This window comes from Micromonospora sp. C41 (genome assembly GCF_018070485.1).
Classification (GTDB): Bacteria; Actinomycetota; Actinomycetes; order Mycobacteriales; family Micromonosporaceae; genus Micromonospora; species Micromonospora chalcea.
This window is the reverse complement of record NZ_JAGPXP010000023.1, coordinates 84,998-104,421: the sequence shown is the minus strand read 5'-3', so window position 1 is coordinate 104,421 and position 19,424 is coordinate 84,998. Positions and strand designations below refer to the sequence as shown.

20 protein-coding genes are annotated in these 19,424 nt (G+C 71.9%); 8 read left to right on the top strand and 12 right to left on the bottom strand.

What is annotated here, in order from left to right; translation table 11 throughout:
* Positions 1-215 precede the first annotated feature (215 nt).
* Positions 216-662 (bottom strand): FHA domain-containing protein, encoded by a 447-nt coding sequence (locus tag KBX43_RS22965; protein ID WP_043328712.1) that lies wholly within the window; start codon positions 660-662, stop codon positions 216-218.
* A 218-nt stretch (positions 663-880) separates the two neighbouring features.
* Here KBX43_RS22965 and KBX43_RS22960 point away from each other — a divergent pair, with 218 nt between their 5' ends.
* Positions 881-2,383, top strand: a complete 1,503-nt coding sequence (locus KBX43_RS22960; protein ID WP_210887094.1) for an aldehyde dehydrogenase family protein — start codon at positions 881-883, stop codon at positions 2,381-2,383.
* A gap of 9 nt (positions 2,384-2,392) precedes the next feature.
* Here KBX43_RS22960 and nucS read toward each other — a convergent pair whose 3' ends face one another.
* Complete coding sequence (gene nucS, locus KBX43_RS22955; RefSeq protein ID WP_030503891.1) at positions 2,393-3,052, bottom strand: endonuclease NucS; 660 nt, start codon at positions 3,050-3,052, stop codon at positions 2,393-2,395.
* A gap of 71 nt (positions 3,053-3,123) precedes the next feature.
* Here nucS and KBX43_RS22950 point away from each other — a divergent pair, with 71 nt between their 5' ends.
* Positions 3,124-3,741, top strand: coding sequence for a DUF4126 domain-containing protein (locus KBX43_RS22950; protein ID WP_043328707.1), 618 nt, complete (start codon positions 3,124-3,126; stop codon positions 3,739-3,741).
* A 59-nt stretch (positions 3,742-3,800) separates the two neighbouring features.
* Entirely contained in the window at positions 3,801-4,097 is a 297-nt protein-coding gene (locus KBX43_RS22945) for a DUF1540 domain-containing protein (RefSeq protein ID WP_043328704.1), read from the top strand.
* A 105-nt stretch (positions 4,098-4,202) separates the two neighbouring features.
* On the opposite strand, the gene KBX43_RS22940 is transcribed toward KBX43_RS22945, so the two are convergent.
* The 4 genes from KBX43_RS22940 to KBX43_RS22925 form a co-directional block, all read right to left on the bottom strand.
* Complete coding sequence (locus KBX43_RS22940) at positions 4,203-6,206, bottom strand: protein meaA (RefSeq protein ID WP_166457007.1); 2,004 nt, start codon at positions 6,204-6,206, stop codon at positions 4,203-4,205.
* A 103-nt stretch (positions 6,207-6,309) separates the two neighbouring features.
* Positions 6,310-8,463, bottom strand: a complete 2,154-nt coding sequence (locus KBX43_RS22935) for an FtsX-like permease family protein (protein WP_210887092.1) — start codon at positions 8,461-8,463, stop codon at positions 6,310-6,312.
* The gene (locus KBX43_RS22930; protein WP_069087236.1) at positions 8,460-9,140 is read right to left on the bottom strand and encodes an ABC transporter ATP-binding protein; all 681 of its coding nucleotides are present in this window, start codon (positions 9,138-9,140) and stop codon (positions 8,460-8,462) included. Before KBX43_RS22930 ends, KBX43_RS22935 begins: the two co-directional genes overlap by 4 nt.
* Positions 9,137-9,661 (bottom strand): PadR family transcriptional regulator, encoded by a 525-nt coding sequence (locus KBX43_RS22925; protein ID WP_210887090.1) that lies wholly within the window; start codon positions 9,659-9,661, stop codon positions 9,137-9,139. The genes KBX43_RS22930 and KBX43_RS22925 overlap by 4 nt, the downstream gene beginning before the upstream one ends.
* A gap of 86 nt (positions 9,662-9,747) precedes the next feature.
* Between KBX43_RS22925 and KBX43_RS22920 the strand changes: the two genes are divergently transcribed.
* From KBX43_RS22920 to KBX43_RS22910, 3 genes are all read left to right on the top strand, one after another.
* Positions 9,748-10,596 carry an ABC transporter ATP-binding protein gene (locus KBX43_RS22920; RefSeq protein WP_043328681.1) on the top strand — a complete coding sequence of 283 codons (849 nt, stop codon included), beginning with the start codon at positions 9,748-9,750 and terminating at the stop codon, positions 10,594-10,596.
* Positions 10,593-11,438 carry an ABC transporter permease gene (locus tag KBX43_RS22915; RefSeq protein ID WP_210887088.1) on the top strand — a complete coding sequence of 282 codons (846 nt, stop codon included), beginning with the start codon at positions 10,593-10,595 and terminating at the stop codon, positions 11,436-11,438. The genes KBX43_RS22920 and KBX43_RS22915 overlap by 4 nt, the downstream gene beginning before the upstream one ends.
* An 86-nt stretch (positions 11,439-11,524) precedes the next feature.
* Entirely contained in the window at positions 11,525-12,334 is an 810-nt protein-coding gene (locus tag KBX43_RS22910) for an alpha/beta hydrolase family protein (protein ID WP_210887085.1), read from the top strand.
* 40 nt (positions 12,335-12,374) lie between these two features.
* On the opposite strand, the gene KBX43_RS22905 is transcribed toward KBX43_RS22910, so the two are convergent.
* Together KBX43_RS22905 and murA are read right to left on the bottom strand one after the other, a co-directional pair.
* Positions 12,375-13,223 carry a 3-hydroxyacyl-CoA dehydrogenase family protein gene (locus KBX43_RS22905; RefSeq protein ID WP_210887082.1) on the bottom strand — a complete coding sequence of 283 codons (849 nt, stop codon included), beginning with the start codon at positions 13,221-13,223 and terminating at the stop codon, positions 12,375-12,377.
* A 69-nt stretch (positions 13,224-13,292) separates the two neighbouring features.
* The gene (gene murA, locus KBX43_RS22900; RefSeq protein WP_043328672.1) at positions 13,293-14,714 is read right to left on the bottom strand and encodes a UDP-N-acetylglucosamine 1-carboxyvinyltransferase; all 1,422 of its coding nucleotides are present in this window, start codon (positions 14,712-14,714) and stop codon (positions 13,293-13,295) included.
* On the opposite strand from murA, the gene KBX43_RS22895 reads away from it, so the two are divergent.
* The gene (locus tag KBX43_RS22895; RefSeq protein WP_210887079.1) at positions 14,713-15,285 is read left to right on the top strand and encodes a cob(I)yrinic acid a,c-diamide adenosyltransferase; all 573 of its coding nucleotides are present in this window, start codon (positions 14,713-14,715) and stop codon (positions 15,283-15,285) included. The genes murA and KBX43_RS22895 overlap by 2 nt on opposite strands.
* Entirely contained in the window at positions 15,261-15,677 is a 417-nt protein-coding gene (locus KBX43_RS22890) for a VOC family protein (RefSeq protein ID WP_210887077.1), read from the top strand. The genes KBX43_RS22895 and KBX43_RS22890 overlap by 25 nt, the downstream gene beginning before the upstream one ends.
* Before the next feature lie 48 nt (positions 15,678-15,725).
* Here KBX43_RS22890 and KBX43_RS22885 read toward each other — a convergent pair whose 3' ends face one another.
* The 4 genes from KBX43_RS22885 to KBX43_RS22870 form a co-directional block, all read right to left on the bottom strand.
* Complete coding sequence (locus KBX43_RS22885; RefSeq protein ID WP_210887074.1) at positions 15,726-16,301, bottom strand: hypothetical protein; 576 nt, start codon at positions 16,299-16,301, stop codon at positions 15,726-15,728.
* A 1,017-nt stretch (positions 16,302-17,318) separates the two neighbouring features.
* Positions 17,319-17,774 (bottom strand): DUF2550 domain-containing protein, encoded by a 456-nt coding sequence (locus KBX43_RS22880; protein WP_043328663.1) that lies wholly within the window; start codon positions 17,772-17,774, stop codon positions 17,319-17,321.
* A 12-nt stretch (positions 17,775-17,786) separates the two neighbouring features.
* Positions 17,787-18,065, bottom strand: a complete 279-nt coding sequence (locus KBX43_RS22875; protein ID WP_043328661.1) for a F0F1 ATP synthase subunit epsilon — start codon at positions 18,063-18,065, stop codon at positions 17,787-17,789.
* A 109-nt stretch (positions 18,066-18,174) separates the two neighbouring features.
* The gene (locus KBX43_RS22870; RefSeq protein WP_043328659.1) at positions 18,175-19,320 is read right to left on the bottom strand and encodes an LCP family protein; all 1,146 of its coding nucleotides are present in this window, start codon (positions 19,318-19,320) and stop codon (positions 18,175-18,177) included.
* Positions 19,321-19,424 lie beyond the last annotated feature (104 nt).

Genomic DNA, 19,424 nt, shown 5'->3' with positions numbered 1-19,424 from the left:
CACTCGCGGTGATCAAGGAGTTTGCGGCACCGCGGGAGCCATTTCCGTACCCAAACTCCTTGATCACCGCGAGTGGGGGTGGGGCGGGGAGGGTGGGGAGGTGGCGGGTGGTGGGTGGTGGGTGCGCGGCCGGGGGCGGCGCGGGCGTGAGGGGTCAGCGGGGCCCGGGAATCGGCGGCACTCAGTGGCCCGCGGGTTCAGCGGATGCCCGAGGTCTAGCTCACGTCGGCCGGCTGCGCCTCGCGCGCCTCGATCGGCCGGCGGGGCGCCGGGACCGGCAGCGGCAGGGTGGGACGCTGGTCGCGGCGCAGCGCGCCGAAGCTCATCCCGACCGGGTCGGTGCGGGCCACCCCCGGGTCGTAGAGGCGCAAATCCGTGCGGCCGAGCCGGACCACGTCGCCGTCGGCGATCGCCACGCTGCCGGTGACCCGGGTGTCGTTGAGCCAGGTGCCGTTGGTCGAGCCGAGGTCGGTGAGCAGCACCCCCTCGGGGGTGGCCCGGACGGTGGCGTGCCGCCGGCTCAGGTGCGGATCGGCGAGCACGATGTCGGCGGTCGGCGCCCGGCCGATCACCTGCGCGTCCTGGCCGACCCGGAACGTGAGCCCCCGCATCGCCCCGCCGGACACCGTCAGCAACGGCATCAGCTCAGGATGCTCCTCCATGGACAGTCGACCTCCACCCCACATCGCCCCGCGGCGTCAGCCTGCCACCTCACCGTAGTGGCTTGCACCACCGCGCGGTCACCCCCGCGACCCCGGCCGGTCATCTCCCGTTCGCCGTTTCGGACGGCATCTCCGTCGATGCGAGGGCTGATCGTCCGCGCAGCGTACGGCGCGTGCGACACCTACCGGCGAGTAATCCTCGGGTCTAGACTTCGGCCATGACCGCTGTGCATGTGCCGGGCGCCCCGCTCATCTCCGAAGGTCGGCTGGTGTCGACCAGCCCGGCCACCGGCGCCGAGGCAGGCAGTTTCCCGCTGGCCTCCGAGGCGGACGTGCGTGCCGCGGTCGACCGCGCCCGGGCGGCCGGCGACTGGTGGGCCGGGCTCGGCTTCGCCGGCCGGCGGGACCGTCTCCAGCGCTGGCGCGGCGTGCTCGCGCGGCGGATCGAGGAACTGGCCGACCTGATGCACACCGAGGGCGGCAAGCCGGTCGGTGACGCCGTCGTGGAGATCCTCACCGCGCTGGAGCACATCGACTGGGCGGCCCGCAACGCGCAGCGGGTGCTCGGGCCGCGCCGGGTCCGCTCCCGGCTGGTCCTCGCCGAGTTCTCCGGCCACCTGGAATACCAGCCGTACGGCGTGGTGGGCGTGATCGGCCCGTGGAACTACCCGGTCTTCACCCCGATCGGCTCCGCCGCGTACGCGCTCGCGGCCGGCAACGCGGTGGTCTTCAAGCCGAGCGAGTACACCCCGGCGGTCGGCCAGTGGCTGGTCGACAGGTTCGCCGAGGTGGTGCCGGAGCAGCCGGTGTTCCAGGTGGTGCACGGGTTCGGCGCGGTCGGCGCGGCGCTGTGCCGCTCCGGCGTCGGCAAGGTCGCGTTCACCGGCTCGACCGCCACCGCGAAGCGGGTGATGGCAGCCTGCGCGGAGACGCTCACCCCGGTGCTGCTGGAGGCCGGCGGCAAGGACGCGATGATCGTGGACAGCGACGCCGACCTGGACGCCGCCGCCGACGCGTGCGTGTGGGGCGGCATGACCAACGCCGGCCAGACGTGCATCGGCATCGAGCGGGTCTACGCCGTCGACCAGGTCTACGACGCCTTCGTCGAGAAGGTGGTGGCGAAGGCCGGGCGGCTGACTGTCGGCCCCGACGGGACCGACCTCGGCCCGATCACCATGCCGTCGCAGATCGACATCATCCGCCGGCACATCGACGACGCACTCAGCCGGGGCGGCCGGGCGGTGCTGGGCGGCCCGGAGGCGGTCCAGCCGCCGTACGTGCACCCGACCGTGCTGGTCGACGTGCCGGAGGACTCGGCCGCCGTGCAGGAGGAGACGTTCGGCCCGACGCTCGTCGTCAATCGCGTCCGGGACATGGACGAGGCGGTCGAGCGGGCCAACGCGCTGCCGTACGGGCTCGGGGGTTCGGTCTTCGGCCGGGCGCGGGCGGTGGCGGTGGCGCGGCGGCTGCGTTCCGGCATGGCCTCGGTCAACTCGGCGCTGACCTTCGCCGGCATGTCGACGCTGCCGTTCGGCGGCGTCGGCGAGTCCGGCATCGGCCGCATCCACGGCGAGGAGGGGCTGCGCGAGTTCGGCCGGCCCAAGTCGGTCACCCGCCGCCGGGCCCGGTCGCTGCTGCCGGCGATGACGTTCGAGCGCACCCCGGCCGACATCGCCCGCATCGTCAAGATCGCCAAGCTGATGTACGGCCGGGGCCGCTGAGGCGGCGCCTCAGAACAGCGTCAGCTCGTCGCGTTCGATGCCGCGCAGCTTGTCGTAGTCGACCACCACGCAGCGGATGCCGCGGTCGGTGGCGAGCACCCGGGCCTGCGGCTTGATCTCCTGCGCGGCGAACACACCGGCCACCGGCGCGAGCAGCGGGTCCCGGTTCATCAGCTCCAGGTAGCGGGTGAGCTGCTCCACGCCGTCGATCTCGCCGCGCCGCTTCACCTCCACCGCCACCGCGCCGCCGACCGCGTCGCGGCAAAGCAGGTCGACCGGCCCGATCGCGGTCATGTACTCGCGGCGGACCAGCGTGAAGCCCTCCCCCAGCGTCTCCGGGTTCGCGGCGAGCAGCTCCTGCAGGTGCGCCTCGACGCCGTCCTTGCGCAGGCCCGGGTCCACGCCCAGCTCGTACGAGGTGTCCTGGAAGATCTCCTCCAGCGTGATGCGCAGCTCCTCGCCGGCCTTGTTGACCACCCGCCAGACGCCTGGCGCCTCCTCCAGCCGGCAGGGCGGGCTCATCCAGTTCAACGGCTTGTAGGCCCGGTCGTCCGCGTGGATCGACACCGAGCCGTCCGCCTTCACCATCAGCAACCGGGTCGCCGGGGGCAGGTGGGCCGAGAGCCGTCCGACGTAGTCCACTGAGCACTTCGCAATCACCAACCGCACCCGCCGAGGGTAGCCGAGGCCCCGGCGGACGCCGACGAGCGCCACTGGCGTACCGGTGCCATATTGAGATCGTGCTCGAAGTCCTCACCGGTTCCGGTCTGGCCGCCTCGGCGGGCCTGAACGCCTACATCCCGCTGCTGCTGATGGGGCTGCTGTCCCGCTACACCGACCTGGTCGAGCTGCCCAGCGGCTGGCAGTGGCTCGGCAACGGCTGGGTGGTGCTGATCCTCGCCGTCCTGCTCGCGGTCGAGGTGGTGGCCGACAAGGTGCCTGTGGTCGACCACGTAAACGACGTGGTGCAGACGGTGGTCCGGCCGACCGCCGGCGGGCTCGCGTTCGGCGCGGGCGCCGGCTCGGAGACCGTCACCGTCAGCGACCCGGACACGTTCTTCTCCTCGCACCAGTGGGTGCCGGTGGTGGTCGGCGTGCTCATCGCGCTCGGCGTGCACCTGCTCAAGGCTGCCGCCCGGCCGGTCATCAACGCGACCACCGCCGGGGTGGGCGCGCCGGTGGCCAGCACCGCCGAGGACGCGACGAGCGTCGTCATGTCGGTGGTGGCGCTGCTGCTGCCGGTGCTGGTCCTGGTGTTCCTGCTCGGCCTGGTGTTCTTCGTACCGTGGCTGTTCCGCCGCCGCCGGGAGCGGCGACGGGAACGCGCCGCGGCCCGCGCGGCCGGCTTCCGCGTCTGACCCGCGCGGGCTCCCGAAACCTCTAAAATCGGGGCAAGAAACCCAAGGAGGTACGGGAGATGACCGCGTCGTTGGAGATGCCCCGGGTCCAGGAGTGCGCCGTCCGGTCCTGCGCCTACAACCACACGAACGACTGCCACGCGTTCGCCATCACGATCGGCAGCAGCGACCACGCCCACTGCCACACGTTCGTGGAGATGCCGGTGCGCGGCGGCCTCGACCAGTTGGTCGCCCAGGTCGGCGCGTGTTCGCGCGCCGACTGCCGGCACAACGCCGACCTGGAGTGCCACGCCCCGGCGATCACCGTCGGTCCCGACATGGACATGGCCGACTGCATGACCTACCAGAGCCGCTGACCCACCCGTCCGGAGGTGCCGTCCGCATGGAGGCGCCGCTTTCGCGCGCGGGTGTTAAGAAGGGGCCCCTTCCCTACCGGAGGCGTTAATAAGGGGCCCTTCCTTTCACGACAGGGCGTTGGCCTCGCGGATCACCGTCACCAGCTCGTCGATGATGCCGGTGAGCGCGAAGTCCTTCGGCGTGAACACCCGGGCCACCCCGGCGGCCCGCAGCGCCTCGGCGTCGGCGGCCGGGATGATCCCGCCCACCACCACCGGCAGGTCGCCCCGACCGGCCGCGCGCAGCCCGTCCAGCACCGCCGGCACGGCGGCCAGATGCGAGCCGGACAGCACGGAGAGCCCGACCAGGTCGACGTCCTCCTCCACGGCGGCCGCCACGATCTGCCCGGCGGTCAGCCGGATGCCCTGGTAGACCACCTCGAACCCGGCGTCGCGGGCGCGTACCGCGATCTGCTCGGCGCCGTTGGAGTGCCCGTCCAGCCCCGGCTTGCCGACCAGCAGCCGCAGCCGGCCGCTGCCCAGCTCCCGCGCGGTGGCGGCGACCCGCTCCCGCACCCCGGCGAGGGTCGCGTCACCGGCCGTTCCGACCGCCCCGGCCAGGCCGGTCGGCGCGCGGTACTCGCCGTACACCTGGCGCAGCGCGCCCGCCCACTCGCCGGTGGTGACCCCGGCCCGTACACAGGTAAGCGTCGCCGGCATCAGGTTCGCCGTGGTGGCGGCGTCGGCGCGCAGCCGGTCCAGCGCCGCCTCGACAGCCGCCGCGTCCCGGTCGGCCCGCCACCGGCGTACGCCGTCGGTGGCCGCCTCCTCGACGGCCGGGTCCACCTGCTCGATCGCCTCGGCGCCCGCTGCGGTGAGCGGCGACGGCTCGGTCTCGGTGAACCGGTTGACGCCGACCACCACGTCCGAACCGGACTCCATCCGGCGACGGCGCTCGGCGAGCGAGGCCACCAGCGCGCTCTTGAGGTAGCCGGACTCGACGGCGGTGACCACGCCGCCCATCTCCAGCACCTTCTCCAGCTCGACGCGGGCGCCGGAGACGATGTCGTCGACCAGCGCGGTCATCACGTGCGAACCGGCGAACAGGTCCGGGTACTCCAGCAGGTCCGACTCGTACGCCAGCACCTGCTGCATGCGCAGCGACCACTGCTGGTCCCACGGGCGGGGCAGACCGAGCGCCTCGTTCCAGGCGGGCAGCTGCACGGCCCGGGCGCGGGCGTCGCGGGACAGCGTGACGCCCAGCATCTCCAGCACGATGCGCTGGATGTTGTTCTCCGGCTGCGCCTCGGTCAGGCCCAGCGAGTTGACCTGGACGCCGTAGCGGAACCGGCGCTGCTTCGGGTCCGCCACGCCGTAGCGGTCGCGGGTGATCTCGTCCCAGAGCGCGCCGAACGCGCGCATCTTGGCGATCTCCTCGACGAAGCGCACCCCGGCGTTGACGAAGAACGAGATCCGCTGGACCACGTCGCCCATCCGCTCGGGCGGCACCTGGCCGGAGTCGCGCACGGTGTCCAGCACGGCGACGGCGGTGGCCAGCGCGAAGCCGACCTCCTGCACCGGCGTGGCCCCGGCCTCCTGGAGGTGGTACGAGCAGATGTTCACCGGGTTCCACCGGGGCATCTCGCGCAGCGTGTACGCGATGACGTCGGCGGTCAGCCGCAGCGAGGCCGCCGGCGGGAAGATGTACGTCCCCCGGGACAGGTACTCCTTGATGATGTCGTTCTGCGTGGTGCCGGCGCAGCGGCTCAGTTCCGCGCCCTGCTCGGCGGCGACGGTGCCGTAGAGGCCGAGCAGCCACATGGCCGGGGCGTTGATGGTCATCGAGGTGTTCATCTCGGCCAGCGGGATGCCCTCGAACAGCGCCCGCATGTCGCCCAGGTGCGCCACCGGCACGCCGACCCGGCCCACCTCACCGGAGGCCAGCTCGTGGTCCGGGTCGTACCCGGTCTGGGTGGGCAGGTCGAAGGCGACCGACAGGCCGGTCTGCCCCTTCGCCAGGTTGCGGCGGAAGAGCGCGTTGGTGGCCGCGGCGGAGGAGTGCCCGGCGTACGTGCGCATCACCCACGGGCGGTCCCGCTCGGGCAGCCGTCCCGGCATCGCGTCGTCCATGGCCGGAGTTTAAGTTACCGTTTAGTAAAAGAGAGTGTGGAAAACCACACAACCCCAGGCCCGCGACGGTGGGCCGGCCGCACACACCGGCCCACCGTACGGGTCATTCGCTGCGGGCGGTCTCCGGGCCGGTGATCCGTTCCAGCAGCGGCAGCGTGGCCGCGATGACCGCGAGGCAGCCCAGCACGCCGAGGGCCACCACAGCGGCGAACCCGATCCCCGGTACGCGCAGGTCGTACTGCATCTGGGCGCGCAGGAACAGGTGCGCGGCGACCAGTCCCATCCCGACCGCCACCACGGCGACGGTCAGCAGCGGCACCACGCTCTCCAGGGCCACCACCCGGCGCAGCAGCCGAACCGGGGCGCCGCTGAGCCGCAGCAGGCTGAACGGCCGCTTCCGTTCGCTGAGGCCGGCCGCCACGGCCACGGCCAGGCTGCACCCGGCGAGCACGAGACCGGCCACCACGACGATGTCGGCCAGCCGCTGCCAGCCCCGCATGGTGTCGGCGAAGTCGGCCTCGAAGTCGCCGGGCACGTTCGGCGCCACGTAGAACGTCGGGAACGCGGCTTCGAGGACCGTCCGGGCCCGCTCCACCGCGACCGGATCCTCCGCCTCGACCGCCACCGAACCCGCCGGGAGTCCCGCGAGGGCAGCCGGGTCCACCGGGGACGACGGCCAGATCCGGTCGGCCGAGGCGGACTCCCGCCAGGGGATCAGGTCCGGCGGCACCTCGGCGACGCTCGCCCCGGCGGCACACCGCCCGTACGCGGGCGGGATGTCCGCGCAGGCGATCACCCCGGAGTCGCGGCCGTCACCGCGTACCGGGTTCTCCCGGACGAGCACCGGGTTGCGGACGCCGGGAGTCGCGGCGAGATCGGCCAGCAGCGTGCCCGGCACGGGCGGGTCGTCGGTGAGGACCATCGACAGCCGGCCGGCCTCCAGCGACCCCCGGGGCGCCGGACCGCGCTCGTGCGCGATCGTCCCCATCACGCCCACGGCGACCGTGGTGACGAACAGCGCGAGCATCACGCCGCTCACCGCCCGGAACCCGGCGGACGGGTTGTCGGCGAGCCGGCGCGCGGCGATCAGCGCGGCCGGGCGGCCGGCCCGGGCGGCCAGCACCTTGGCGCCGACCATGGTCAGCCAGGGGCCGCCGGTGATCAGCCCGACCATGACCAGCAGCAGCGCGGGCAGGAACAGCGCGGTCTGACCGTCCGACGTGGGCGGCCGGTACACCAGGGCGAAGCCGAGCCCGGCCAGGCCGAGCGCGAGCGGGATCAGCCGGTACGCCCGTGGTGGTCGGGGCGTGACGCGGCGGGTGACGCCGAGCGGGGAGATCCGTACCCGGCGCAGCGCGACCCAGGCCGCGGCCGCCGCGCCCGCCGGCACGCCGAGGGCCACCAGGAGGGCCTCCGGCGCACCGATGGCCATGTCCCCGGGGAAGAACGGCATGCCGGTGAACGGGATGCCGGCGAGCTGGCTGCGGAACGCGAAGAACACCGCGAAGCCGACCGACGCGCCGGCCGCCGCCGCGAGCGCGGCCTCGACGGCCGCGACCGCCGAGATCTGCCGGGGCGTGGCCCCGACCAGCCGCATCGCGGCGAACCGCTGCTCCCGGCGGGCGGCGCCGAGCCGGGTCGCCGTGCCGATGAAGACGAGTACGGGGAACAGCAGTCCGCCCGCCACCACGCCGAGGATGAGGTCGACCGCGGCCCCGGGCAGCGGAGCGCTGTTGCCGTCGAGCCGGGTGACCTTGCGGACCTGGTCCAGCCCGCCCACCTGCTCCGGGGTGCCGCCGACCAGGACGAGCAGGGTGTCCGGTGAGGTGAGCGCCGCCGGCCCGATCTCGCCGAGGTCCCGGCCCGGGTAGCGGTCGGCGAGCTGGTCGGCGGGGGTGGTGGCCAGCAGCTTGCGCAGCGCCGGGGAGGCGTAGAACTCGCCGGGTCCTGGCGCGCGGGGAACGCCGACCGGCGTGGGCGCGTCCGGGCCGGTGGCGGCGACGTCGATGCGAACGATCTGGTCGCCCCGGAAGTAGTCAAACCGGGTCGACCACAGCAGCGGGTCGGCGGACCCGCCCGCCGTCTCCTGCGGGTACATCGACGCGTAGCGGGTGAGCTGGGCGTCGGTGGCGTTCACACCGGCGAGCGTGGTGAGCAGCAGGCCGGTGCCGACCGCCACGGCGGCGGCGATGGCGACCAGCCGGAGCAGCGCTTCCCGGCCACCGGCGACGGCGAGCCGGAGCGCGAGCCCGATCATGAGACGACCCCGGCGGGGGCGTTGACCCGGCCGTCCCGCACCATGACCTCCCGGTCGGCGTACGCGGCGATGCGCGCCTCGTGCGTCACCAGGACGACTGTGGTGCCCTTCTCGCGGGCGGCGTCCACCAGCAGCGTCATCACCTCCTCGCCGGTGAGCGAGTCGAGCGCGCCGGTGGGCTCGTCGGCGAACAGCACCCGGGGCTCCGCGACCAGGCCGCGGGCCAGTGCGACCCGCTGGGCCTGCCCGCCGGACAGTTCGCCCGAGCGGCGGTGCTCCATGCCGGCCAGGCCGAGCCGCTCGAACCAGCCCCGCGCGGCGCGCAGCGCCGGAGTGCGGCGGACACCGCGCAGCAGCAGCGGCAGCGCCACGTTCTCGGCCGCGGTGAGTTCCGGTACGAGCTGCCCGAACTGGAAGACGAAGCCGAAGCTGTCGCGGCGCAGCGTGCTCCGGTCGGCCTCGCCGAGCGTGTCGATCCGGGCGCCGTCGAACCGGACCTCGCCGGAGTCGGGGCGCAGGATGCCGGCCAGGCAGTGCAGCAGCGTCGACTTGCCGGAGCCGCTCGGTCCCATCACGGCGACCACCTCGCCGGCGGCCACGGCGAGGTTCGCGCCGCGCAGGGCGGGTGTCTCGCCGAACGCGTACGTGACGTCACGTGCCTCGATCATCGGGCTCATGGCCGTACCGCCTTTCTCAGGGCGTCCAGCCGGGCGCCCGTCGTCTCGATCCACCGCAGGTCCGCCTCGAGGTGGTAGAGGCCGTGGTCGGCCAGCATCACCTCGACGAGTTCGCCGCTGCGCTTGATCTCGGTGAGTTCGCGCATCCGGCGCAGGTGCGCGGCGCGCTGGGTGTCCAGGTACTCCTCGGCCGGGCGGTCGAGCATCAGCGCGAGCACGACCTTGGTGAACAGCAGGGTCTGCAGGTGCGGTTCCGGCTCGACCGGCTCGGTCAGCCAGTGCTCCACCTCGGTGGCGCCCAGGTCGGTGATCACGTAGCGCTTGCGGTCCGGCCCCGCGCCGGGAGCCACGTCGCCGACCACCACCTTGCCGTCGCGGGCCAGCCGGCTCAGCGTCGAGTAGACCTGCCCGTACGGCAGCGGCTTGCCGCGTCCGAAGAAGGTGTCGTAGTCGCGCTTGAGGTCGTAGCCGTGGCTCGGTTCGCGTTCGAGCAGCCCGAGCAGGGTCAGGGGAACCGTCATGAGCAGAGACTACACCGAGTGTATACCTCGCGTATATAGCTGACCCGGCAGCGGAACGGGCCACCGCACGACGCACACTTGACGGCATGGAGAACGAGCTCGCGATTTCCGTGCGAGGGCTGCGCAAGGCGTACGGCGACAACGTCGCCGTGGCCGGGGTGGACCTGGACGTCCACCGGGGCGAGGTGTTCGCCCTGCTCGGCCCGAACGGCGCCGGCAAGACCACAACGGTCGAGATCCTGGAGGGCTACCGCCAGCGCGACGCCGGTGAGGTGCGCGTCCTCGGCGCCGACCCCGCCCACCCCGACGCCGCCTGGCGCTCCCGGGTCGGCATCGTGCTCCAGGGCACCGGCGAGTTCGACGAGCTCAGCGTCATCGAGGTGGTCCGCCACTTCTCCGGCTTCTACCCGGGCGCGGACGACCCGGACAAGGTGGTCGAGCGGGTCGGGCTGGGCGCCAAGGCCAAGGCGCGTACGCACACGCTCTCCGGCGGGCAGAAGCGCCGCCTGGACGTGGCGCTGGGCATCATCGGCCGCCCCGAGCTGCTCTTCCTCGACGAGCCGACCACCGGATTCGACCCGGAGGCCCGGCGCGAGTTCTGGGAGCTGATCCGGGACCTGTCCGCCGCCGGCACCACGATCGTGCTCACCACCCACTACCTGGACGAGGCCGAGGCGCTCGCCGACCGGGTCGGCGTGATCGCCGCCGGGCGGGTGATCGAGGTCGCGCCGCCCAACCGGCTGGGCAACCGGCAGGAGTCGCTCGCGACCGTCTCCTGGCGTACCCCCGACGGGACATTGGCCTCGGCGGAGACCGCGACGCCGACGGCGCTGGTGTACGACCTGGCCGCGCGCTTCGGCGGCGAGGTGCCCGGCCTCACCGTGACCCGGCCGACCCTGGAAGACGTCTACCTGCGGATGATCGGACACTCATGACCACCACGACGAACCCCGCGGCCCCGGTCACCGCCGCCGCGGCCCGGCGACCCGGCGTGGGCGCGCTGGCGCTGCGCCAGGGGCGGCTGGAGATCACCCAGTTCCTGCGCAGCCGGGAGTCCGTCGTGTTCACGATGGGCTTCCCGATCATCATGATTCTGATCTTCGCGGCGATCTTCAGCGACGAGATCGCGCCCGGGGTCAGCTACACGCAGTACTTCATCACCGGCATGATCGCGACCGGCCTGATGACAGTGAGCTTCCAGAACCTCGGCATCTGGATCCCGATCGAGCGGGACCGGGGCGTGCTCAAGCGCTACCGCGGTACGCCGATGCCGAAGTGGGTCTGGTTCGCCGGCAAGGTGATCATGGTGGTGGTCATCGGCATCGCCGAGACCGTGCTGCTGCTCGCCGTCTCGGTGGCGATGTTCGACCTGGACCTGCCGCAGACCACCGCCAAGTGGCTGACGTTCGCCTGGGTCTCCGTCCTCGGCGTCACCGCCTGCACGCTCTGCGGCATCGCCATCTCGTCGCTGGCCCGTACCGCCCGCAGCGGCTCGGCGGTGGTCACCCCGGTCGCGCTGGTGCTCCAGTTCATCTCCGGCGTGTTCTTCGTCTTCACCAGCCTGCCCACCTGGATGCAGCAGGTCGCGGCGATCTTCCCGCTCAAGTGGATGTGCCAGGGGCTGCGCTCGGTGTTCCTGCCGGACAGCTTCGGCGCGCGGGAGCCGGGCGGGTCGTTCGAGCTGGGCACCGTCGCGCTGGTGCTGGGCGCCTGGTGCGTCATCGGCCTGGTGCTCTGCCTGACCACGTTCCGCTGGACCACCAAACGCGACGGCTGAGGTGTAAGGAAGGGCCCCCTTTTAACGCCTCCGGTAGAGAAAGGGCCCCTTCTTAACACGCGCCCGGCGGTGGCACACTCGCCGGCATGGCACCCACGCTGACCCGGCGTACCCTGCTCGGCGCCGCCGCCGGCGTGGCCGGCGCCGCGGTGGTCGGCGGTCTGGCCGCCCGGCAACTGGCCGACCCCCGCCCGGGACCGGCCCCGGCCCTGCCGGACGCCCCGGCCGGCGACGAACGCCTGATCCGCATCGCGTCCGGCGCGCGCGGCCGCGAGGTCGACTTCTGGACGGCGGTGCCCGACGGGTACGGCGACGGCCGCGGCCTGCCCGTATGCCTGGTGCTGCACGGCGCGTCGGCCACCCCGCGCGACTACGGCCGGTTCGGCCTGGCCCGCTTCCTCACCGACGCGGTACGCCGGGGCGCCCCGCCGTTCGCGCTCGCGGGCGCCACCGGCGGGCGGCTGTCCTGGCGCGCCTCCGGTGACGACGACCCGCAGCGGATGGTGCGCGAGGAGGTGCCCACCTGGTGCGCCCGGCGCGGGTTCGACAGCAGCCGGCTGGCCGTGTGGGGCTGGTCGATGGGCGGCTTCGGCGCGTTGCTGCTCGCCGAGACGTACCCGAAATGGCTGCGGATGGCGGCGGCCTTCTCCCCCGCGGTGAGCCCCGGCGACGCGGTCTTCACCGGTGTGGACAAACTGCGCGGCACGCCGGTCGGGCTCTGGTGCGGGCGGCAGGACAACTTCCTCAAGGATGTCCGTGCGCTGGCCCGGGCGCTGCCCGAGGAGCCGGTACGCGCCGCCTGGGCCGACGGGCGGCACAACTTCGGCTACTGGGGCACTGTCATCCCGGACGCGTTCGCGCTGATCGGCGCCGCGCTCAACCCGCCCCGGACGTGAACCGCCCCCGGCCGCTCGGGCCGGGGGCGGGACGGGCCGGTCAGTACGAGTAGAAGCCCTGGCCGGTCTTGCGGCCCAGGTCGCCGGCGGTGGCCATGCGCTGGAGCAGCTCCGGCGGGAAGAACTTCTCGTCGGCGGTGTCGGTGTAGATGTTGCGGGTGGCGTTGAGCAGCACGTCCACGCCGGTCAGGTCGACGGTGGCGAGCGGGCCCATGGCGTGGCCGAAGCCCAGCTTGCAGGCGGTGTCCAGGTCCTCGGCGGAGATCACGCCGGCCTCGACGAGCTTGACCGCCTCCATCGCCAGCGCGCAGATCAGCCGGGTGGTGACGAAACCGGCGATGTCCCGGTTGACCACCACCACCGTCTTGCCGATCTCCTCGGCGAACGACTTGACCGTGTCCATGGTCGCGTCGCTGGTCTTGTAGCCGCGTACCAGCTCGCAGAGCTTCATCATCGGCACCGGCGAGAAGAAGTGCGTGCCGACGACCGACTCCGGGCGCTCGGTGGCGGTGGCGATCTGGGTCACCGGGATGGCCGACGTGTTCGTGGCCAGCACCGCGTCCGCCTTGCAGATCTTGTCGAGCGCGCGGAACACCTCGTGCTTGATCTCGATCTTCTCGAAGACCGCCTCGACCACGATGTCCGCGTCGGCGGCGGCCTCCAGGTCGGTGGTCGGGGTGATCCGGGCCAGCGTCGCCTCGACGTCGGACGCCTCGATCTTGCCCTTCTCGGCGAACTTCGTCAGCGACTTCCGGATGCCGTCCACACCGCGCTTCGTGGCCGCGTCGTCGATGTCGCGCAGCGTCACCTGCCAGCCCGCCTGCGCCGCCACCTGGGCGATGCCCGAGCCCATCAGCCCGGCACCGACGACCGCGAGTCGACCCGCCATCTGCTTCTCCCTCGCCGTGTTCTGCAACGTCTGCCAGAACCCTACTTAACGACGGATAAGCACCGGCTGTCAGATGGCCAGGTCCGGTTCCTCCGGCGCGGTCCCGCGTTCCACCTCGACGCCGAGCGCCCGCAGGTCCGCCACGAAGTCCGGGTAGCCCCGGTCGACGTGGTGCACGTGCGAGACCTCGGTCAACCCGTCGGCGCAGAGCCCGGCGATGATCAGGCCGGCGCCGGCCCGGATGTCCGTCGCGCGTACCGGGGCGCCGGACAGCCGCTCCCGGCCGCACACCAGCGCGTGGTGACCGTCGGTACGGATCTCCGCGCCCAGCCGCATCATCTCGTTGGCGAACATGAACCGGCCGTCGAAGATGTTCTCGGTGATCAGCGAGCCACCCTCGCTGACCGCCGCCAGCCCGATCGCCATCGGCAGCAGGTCGGTGGCGAAACCCGGGTACGGCAGCGTCACCACGTCCACCGCCTTCGGGCGGTCGTCCATGCGTACCCGGAATGCGTCGCCCCGGGTCTCCACCAGGCCGCCGGCCGCGACCAGTTTGTCCAGCGCAACCTCCAGGTACGCCGGGTCCAGGCCGGTCACCGTCACGTCGCCGCGGGTCATCGCGGCGGCGAACGCCCACGTCCCGGCCACGATCCGGTCCCCCACCGTGGCGTGCCGGACCGGCCGCAACCCGGGTACGCCGACGATGTGCAGCGTCGACGTGCCGGCCCCCTCGATCCGGGCGCCCATCCGGTTCAGCATGGTGCAGATGTCGACGATCTCCGGCTCCCGGGCCGCGTTGTCGATAGTCGTGGCGCCACGGGCCAGCACCGCCGCCATCACCAGGTTCTCGGTCGCGCCCACGCTCGGGAAGTCCAGCACGATGTCCGCGCCGTGCAGCCCGTCCGGGGCCTCGGCGATGACGAAGCCGTGCTCACCGGAGATCTCCGCGCCCATCCGGGCCAGCCCGGCGATGTGCATGTCCAGGCCGCGTGAGCCGATCGCGTCGCCGCCCGGGTGCGCCACCCGCACGTACCCCCGGCGGGCCAGCAGCGGACCGAGCACGCAGATCGACGCGCGCAGCCGCCGCACCAGGTCGTAGTCGGCCTCCGCGCCCGGCCGTTCCGGCACGTCGATGAGCACCGAGCGGGACCGCTCCACACCGCCGTGGGCCACCATCGGGTCGACCGGGTCGTCCGGCCCGAAACGTACGCCGCAGCCGAGCCGCCGCAGCACCTCGCCCATGATCGCGATGTCGGTGATCCGGGGCACATTGGTGATCAGGCTGCGGCCGGGCGCGAGCAGCGCCGCCGCCATCAGCTTCAGCGCGGAGTTCTTCGCACCCACCACGTGCACGGTGCCGTCGAGCCGGGCGTCACCGCGTACCCGGATGACGTCGACGTCGCTGACCGCCGGATCGCTCGCGTCCCCCGGCCCAACCGGACTCGGCCGGGCCGGGATGGTCAGGTCCGGTATCCGTAGGCTGTGCGTCATGGCCGTCCACCTCACGCGCATCTACACCAAGGCCGGCGACGCCGGCATGACCAGGCTGAGCAACAACGAGCAGGTGCCGAAGACCGATCCGCGCATCGTCGCGTACGCGGACGTGGACGAGTGCAACGCCTCGATCGGCGTGGCGCTCGCCCTGGGGCAGCTCTCGGACGAGCTGCGGGCCGTGCTGGAGTCCGTGCAGAACGACATGTTCGACGTCGGCGCGGACCTGGCGACGCCGGTCGAGCCGGACCCGAAGTACCCGCCGCTGCGGGTGACCGAGGAGTACGTCGAGCGCCTCGAGGGCTGGTGCGACGAGTACAACGCGCGCCTGAGCAAGCTCGACTCCTTCATCCTCCCCGGCGGCACCGCTGGTGCGGCACTGCTGCACGTGGCACGGACGACCGCCCGGCGCGCCGAGCGTGCGGCATGGGCGCTGGTCGCACACGATCCCGATCGGACCAGTCCCCTCCCGGCAAAGTATCTCAACCGGCTCTCCGATTTGCTCTTTATCCTGTCAAGAACGGCAAATCCGGACGGCGACGTGCTATGGGTTCCGGGCGGGAAGCGCTGACCATCGGCGGCCTCCATCACGTGGAGGTGTGGGTACCCGACCTGGCGGCGGCCAGTCGTTCGTGGGGCTGGCTTCTCGGCGAGCTGGGCTGGACGCTCTACCAGGACTGGCCCGCCGGCCGCTCCTGGCGGCTCGGCGCGACCTACATCGTGCTGGAGGAGTCACCCGCTCTCACCGGCCGCACCCACGACAGGCGCGCGCCCGGCCTGAACCACCTGGCCTTCCACGCCGGCCCGCCGGCCGCCGTCGAGCGGCTGGTCACTGCCGCCGGAGAGTACGGCTGGACGCTGCTGTTCCCGGACCGGCACCCGCACGCGGGCGGCCCGGACAGCTACGCCGCCTACCTCAGCGACGGGCAGGGGTACGAGGTCGAGCTGGTCGCGCAGACGTGAAATGGCCGGCACCCCGTTGGTTCGGGGTGCCGGCCTTCACGTTTTGTCTTACTTGTTCCAGTGCTGGGCGACGAGGTCGGCGGCCTGCTGTTCCCACTGGGCGTAGTGGTCCGGGTAGGCGCTCACCTGGACGGTCTGGGCGGCCTTGGTCAGCGGCATGTCCTGCCAGCCGTCGACCTGCTTCAGACCCTTCAGGAACGCCGTCGTGGAGTATTCGGGGTCGGTGATCTGCTCCACCGTGCCCCACCCGCTGGACGGGCGCTGCTGGAACAGGCCCTGCGAGTCGTGGTCGTTACGGTCACCCAGGTGACCGAGGTTCTCCAGCTTCGACTCCTGCAACGCGGTAGCGATCGACACGACCGCGGCACGCTCGTCCATGCCGGCCTTCTTCGTCGCCGCGATGATCGCCTTCACGTTCTTGGTCTGCTCGTCATTGAGGTCGATGCGGGACTGGTCGCCCTGCACGCCGTGCGGGATCAGCTTGTCACCCTGCACCGTGGCGGTGACCGGCTTGACCGCGTGGGTGGTGTCAGCGGCGTGGGCGGCGACCGGGCCGGCGAACACGCCACCGGTGAAAGCCAGACCAGCAATACCCAGGATGCTCTTACGCAGAATCGTGTTCATGATGGGGGCTCCATTCGGGGGTCGACACCCCCCCGGGGGACCGGGGGGTGTGGGCACCGTCAGGCGCTCAAGAAAGTCTCAAAGGGGGATCCCGGCTGCTCGCGGGGCGGGGGGGGGCCTCTCCGCGGCGCCGGAAGCATGTCCAACGACCGTCGACCCGGCATCATTCCCGGGCGCCTCACACCACCGGGGGGCGGCGCGGGGCTCACGTCGTCGGAACCATGCTCAACGACCAGCCGGGCGGGATGATTCCCCGCGGCTCACGCCGTCGCACGTAATCAACGACCGGCACTGTTCCCACAGCCCGCACCCCTCGCTCCGGGGGCGCGGCCTTGCTCGGTCGTTCACCCGGTTACAACGCCACCGGCCCGCCCACGATTCCGCCACCAGAGTGCCGCCCACCACCCCCAAACCCGACACCCCGCCCACACACGCCAAACCCCCACCGCGCCCAGCCCGGCCGCCTCGCCCTACGCCCTGTTGATCAAGGAGTTTGCGGCACATTCCGGCACCCACGAGGACACAAACCCCTTGATCACCCCCACAAAAGCCTCCCCGGGCACCCGCCATAGCGTTGATCATGAGGTTAGCGGCGACATAACGGACCCCAAGTGCCGCCAAGTTCATGATCGACGCTCTCGGAGGGGGGCTGACCCGAGGCGGCCGCCCCGCCGCAGGGCCCGCGGGCCGCACGCGCGATCTTGCACTTTGAGCCCTCGGAACACCCGATTCGCCGGATTTATGGGGCACCCAAGTGCAAAATCGCGCGGGGCATCAGGAGCTAGGGGGCGGCAACCCGTCCCGAACTTCTGGGGGCCTCGGCGATCTTGGAGTTGTGGTGCCTCGCATACCTCGTCAAACGGGCATCGTGGGCGCCACAACTCCAAGATCGATGGCGAGGTGAGGGCTGTCGTGCGGGGGCAGCCGGACTGGGCGACCCGGGTGCCGGATTCAGCCGGCCAAGGTGTGCGGGGGTGCCGCCACTTCGGGGAAGTGGAGTCGATCAAGCGGCTGAGGTCAGGCGGCGGGCCAGTCCTGGGAGGCCAGACGCGGCGAGACCGCCCCGGGTGGGGCGGCCTCGAGCCAGGACAGGAATCCGGTAACCGTGGAACGCGCCATGGCGATCTCGATCGGCGCGTGGTGGCTGGTACAGCGCAGGATCACCCACTCGGCCGGCATGGACATGCGCTCCTGGCCCTCGGGAAGCCGCCGTCGCTCGACCGCAAGCCCCTCGCGGGAGAGCACCCGCTTGGGGCGCAGCGCGAAGCTGAACATGCGGTACCAGCGGAGTTCGTCGCCGACGAAGCGACCGAATCCGGGTGACCAGCCGCGACCGTCGAGGATCGTGGAGACCCGCACGCTCAGCCGGATGGTGCCACCGCTACGTGTGAACAGGGCCCGCCGGATGAAGAGGATCAGAATGGCGACGACGACTACCGCTACGCCGATTCCGAACCCTTCGACGATCTCCATCGGCGGGTCTGCTCAGCGGGCCGGGGTGGCGGGGGTCGCGCTCTCGGCGAGCACCGTGACGCCCTCGCTGGTCACCGACAGGAAGCCGCCGGGCACGTCGAAGACGACCTGCTGGCCACCGGCCTGCTTGATGCGTACCTGGCTGGGCTCCGCGAGCTGGCCGAGCAGCGGCGCGTGCCCCGGCAACACACCGAGCTCACCCTCGGTCGTCCGTGCGACGACCATTTCGGCCTCGCCGGTCCAGACCTTCTCCTCGACGGCTACGAGCTCGACGTGAAGCTGCTGTGCCACGCTGTCTCCTTGCTGCGGCGGCGGATTGCCGAAAGTCTAGTCGCGCCCCCGCGGCCCACCCAACGCGGGTGGTGAGAGCCGGACCACCACGGCCCCGCACCCGCCCAGGCTACTTGGTTTTCTGAATGAAATCGGGGTGCTCCAGCAGGAAGGCATCGAGCTGTTCGGTGCGCAGGGCGGTGAAGAAGTCCTCCGCCGGTTCGAGCAGCCGCTCACCCCGGTACGCGCTGCCGGAGCCGATCGCCCCGCCGGGCAGCTTGATCGTCTCGATCGCGTTCGGACGGATGTCCTTCAGCGCCAGCCCGAAGTCCACCACGCTGTTGCCGCGCCCGTTGAAGACGAGCGACTTGCCGGCGGCCCGCAGCACCCGGTCGAGCTTGACCGGGTTGGTCACCACGTCGGCGCTGACCGCCTGGCTCGCCATGGCCTTGACGAACTGCTGCTGGTGCCGCTGCCGGCCGTAGTCGCCGTCCGGCACGCCGTTCTTCGGGTAGCGCTGCCGGACGTAGTCCAGCGCCTGCCAGCCTTCGAGGTGGGCGTTGCCCTTCTTGTACACCGCCTGCGGTCCGAGGTAGCCGCCGCCACCGGGCCGGAGCTGGCGGGGCGTGCCGTCCGGCTGGAGGTGTTCGGACCGGACCTCCCGCTCGATGTACATGTCCACGCCGCCCATGGCGTCGACGATCTTCTTGAAGCCGCTGAAGTTGATGATCGCGCCGGCGTCGAAGCGCTTGATGCCGGTGACGTCCTGCACGGTCTTGGCGAGCAGTTCGAAGCCCTGCGCGGTGCTGGGATTCTGCCCCGGCACGTTGCTGCCGTGCGACATGGCGGCGTTGAGCCGGTCGTTGCCGCCGGAGTAGTCGGCCTTGGCGAAGGCCGGGATGTCCACCCGCAGGTCGCGCGGGAGCGAGAAGAGGTAGCCCCGGTCCATGCTGGCGGGCACGTGCAGCACCATGATCGAGTCGGCGAGCGGCCGGGCGGTCGACGTACGCGGGTCGACGCCGACGAGCAGGATGTTGAGCGGACCCTTGATGTCGCTCTTCTTCTCGTTGGCGCCGGCGGCCTGGTCACCGAAGAGGTCGGCCTTGCCGACCGAGCCCTCGTAGCGGGCGACGAGGGCGCGGGAGCCGAGCAGCACGGAGCCGCTGAGCACCACCATGACGATGCCCAGGATCGTGCACACGCGGGCCCAGCGGGGCACGCCTCGCCACATGGACCGCTTGCCGCGGTCCGTGCCGCCCTTACCGCCCACGAGCATCTCCAATCGTCACGCCCACGGGTAGGAAGACGGGCGCGGGGGTCCGTTTGGTTGCAGAGATCAACGGCCGGGATGTGAAAGTCGTGTCAGGAACGGTACCGCGC

Bases quoted from the DNA above. Each gene is read 5' to 3' on its own strand.
- KBX43_RS22965 (WP_043328712.1), bottom strand. From the start codon at position 662: ATGGAGGAGCATCCTGAGCTGATGCCGTTGCTGACGGTGTCCGGCGGG.
- KBX43_RS22960 (WP_210887094.1), top strand. From the start codon at position 881: ATGACCGCTGTGCATGTGCCGGGCGCCCCGCTCATCTCCGAAGGTCGG.
- KBX43_RS22945 (WP_043328704.1), top strand. From the start codon at position 3,801: ATGACCGCGTCGTTGGAGATGCCCCGGGTCCAGGAGTGCGCCGTCCGG.
- KBX43_RS22940 (WP_166457007.1), bottom strand. From the start codon at position 6,206: ATGGACGACGCGATGCCGGGACGGCTGCCCGAGCGGGACCGCCCGTGG.
- KBX43_RS22935 (WP_210887092.1), bottom strand. From the start codon at position 8,463: ATGATCGGGCTCGCGCTCCGGCTCGCCGTCGCCGGTGGCCGGGAAGCG.
- KBX43_RS22930 (WP_069087236.1), bottom strand. From the start codon at position 9,140: ATGAGCCCGATGATCGAGGCACGTGACGTCACGTACGCGTTCGGCGAG.
- KBX43_RS22925 (WP_210887090.1), bottom strand. From the start codon at position 9,661: ATGACGGTTCCCCTGACCCTGCTCGGGCTGCTCGAACGCGAACCGAGC.
- KBX43_RS22920 (WP_043328681.1), top strand. From the start codon at position 9,748: ATGGAGAACGAGCTCGCGATTTCCGTGCGAGGGCTGCGCAAGGCGTAC.
- KBX43_RS22915 (WP_210887088.1), top strand. From the start codon at position 10,593: ATGACCACCACGACGAACCCCGCGGCCCCGGTCACCGCCGCCGCGGCC.
- KBX43_RS22910 (WP_210887085.1), top strand. From the start codon at position 11,525: ATGGCACCCACGCTGACCCGGCGTACCCTGCTCGGCGCCGCCGCCGGC.
- KBX43_RS22905 (WP_210887082.1), bottom strand. From the start codon at position 13,223: ATGGCGGGTCGACTCGCGGTCGTCGGTGCCGGGCTGATGGGCTCGGGC.
- KBX43_RS22895 (WP_210887079.1), top strand. From the start codon at position 14,713: ATGGCCGTCCACCTCACGCGCATCTACACCAAGGCCGGCGACGCCGGC.
- murA (WP_043328672.1), bottom strand. From the start codon at position 14,714: ATGACGCACAGCCTACGGATACCGGACCTGACCATCCCGGCCCGGCCG.
- KBX43_RS22890 (WP_210887077.1), top strand. From the start codon at position 15,261: ATGGGTTCCGGGCGGGAAGCGCTGACCATCGGCGGCCTCCATCACGTG.
- KBX43_RS22885 (WP_210887074.1), bottom strand. From the start codon at position 16,301: ATGAACACGATTCTGCGTAAGAGCATCCTGGGTATTGCTGGTCTGGCT.
- KBX43_RS22880 (WP_043328663.1), bottom strand. From the start codon at position 17,774: ATGGAGATCGTCGAAGGGTTCGGAATCGGCGTAGCGGTAGTCGTCGTC.
- KBX43_RS22870 (WP_043328659.1), bottom strand. From the start codon at position 19,320: ATGCTCGTGGGCGGTAAGGGCGGCACGGACCGCGGCAAGCGGTCCATG.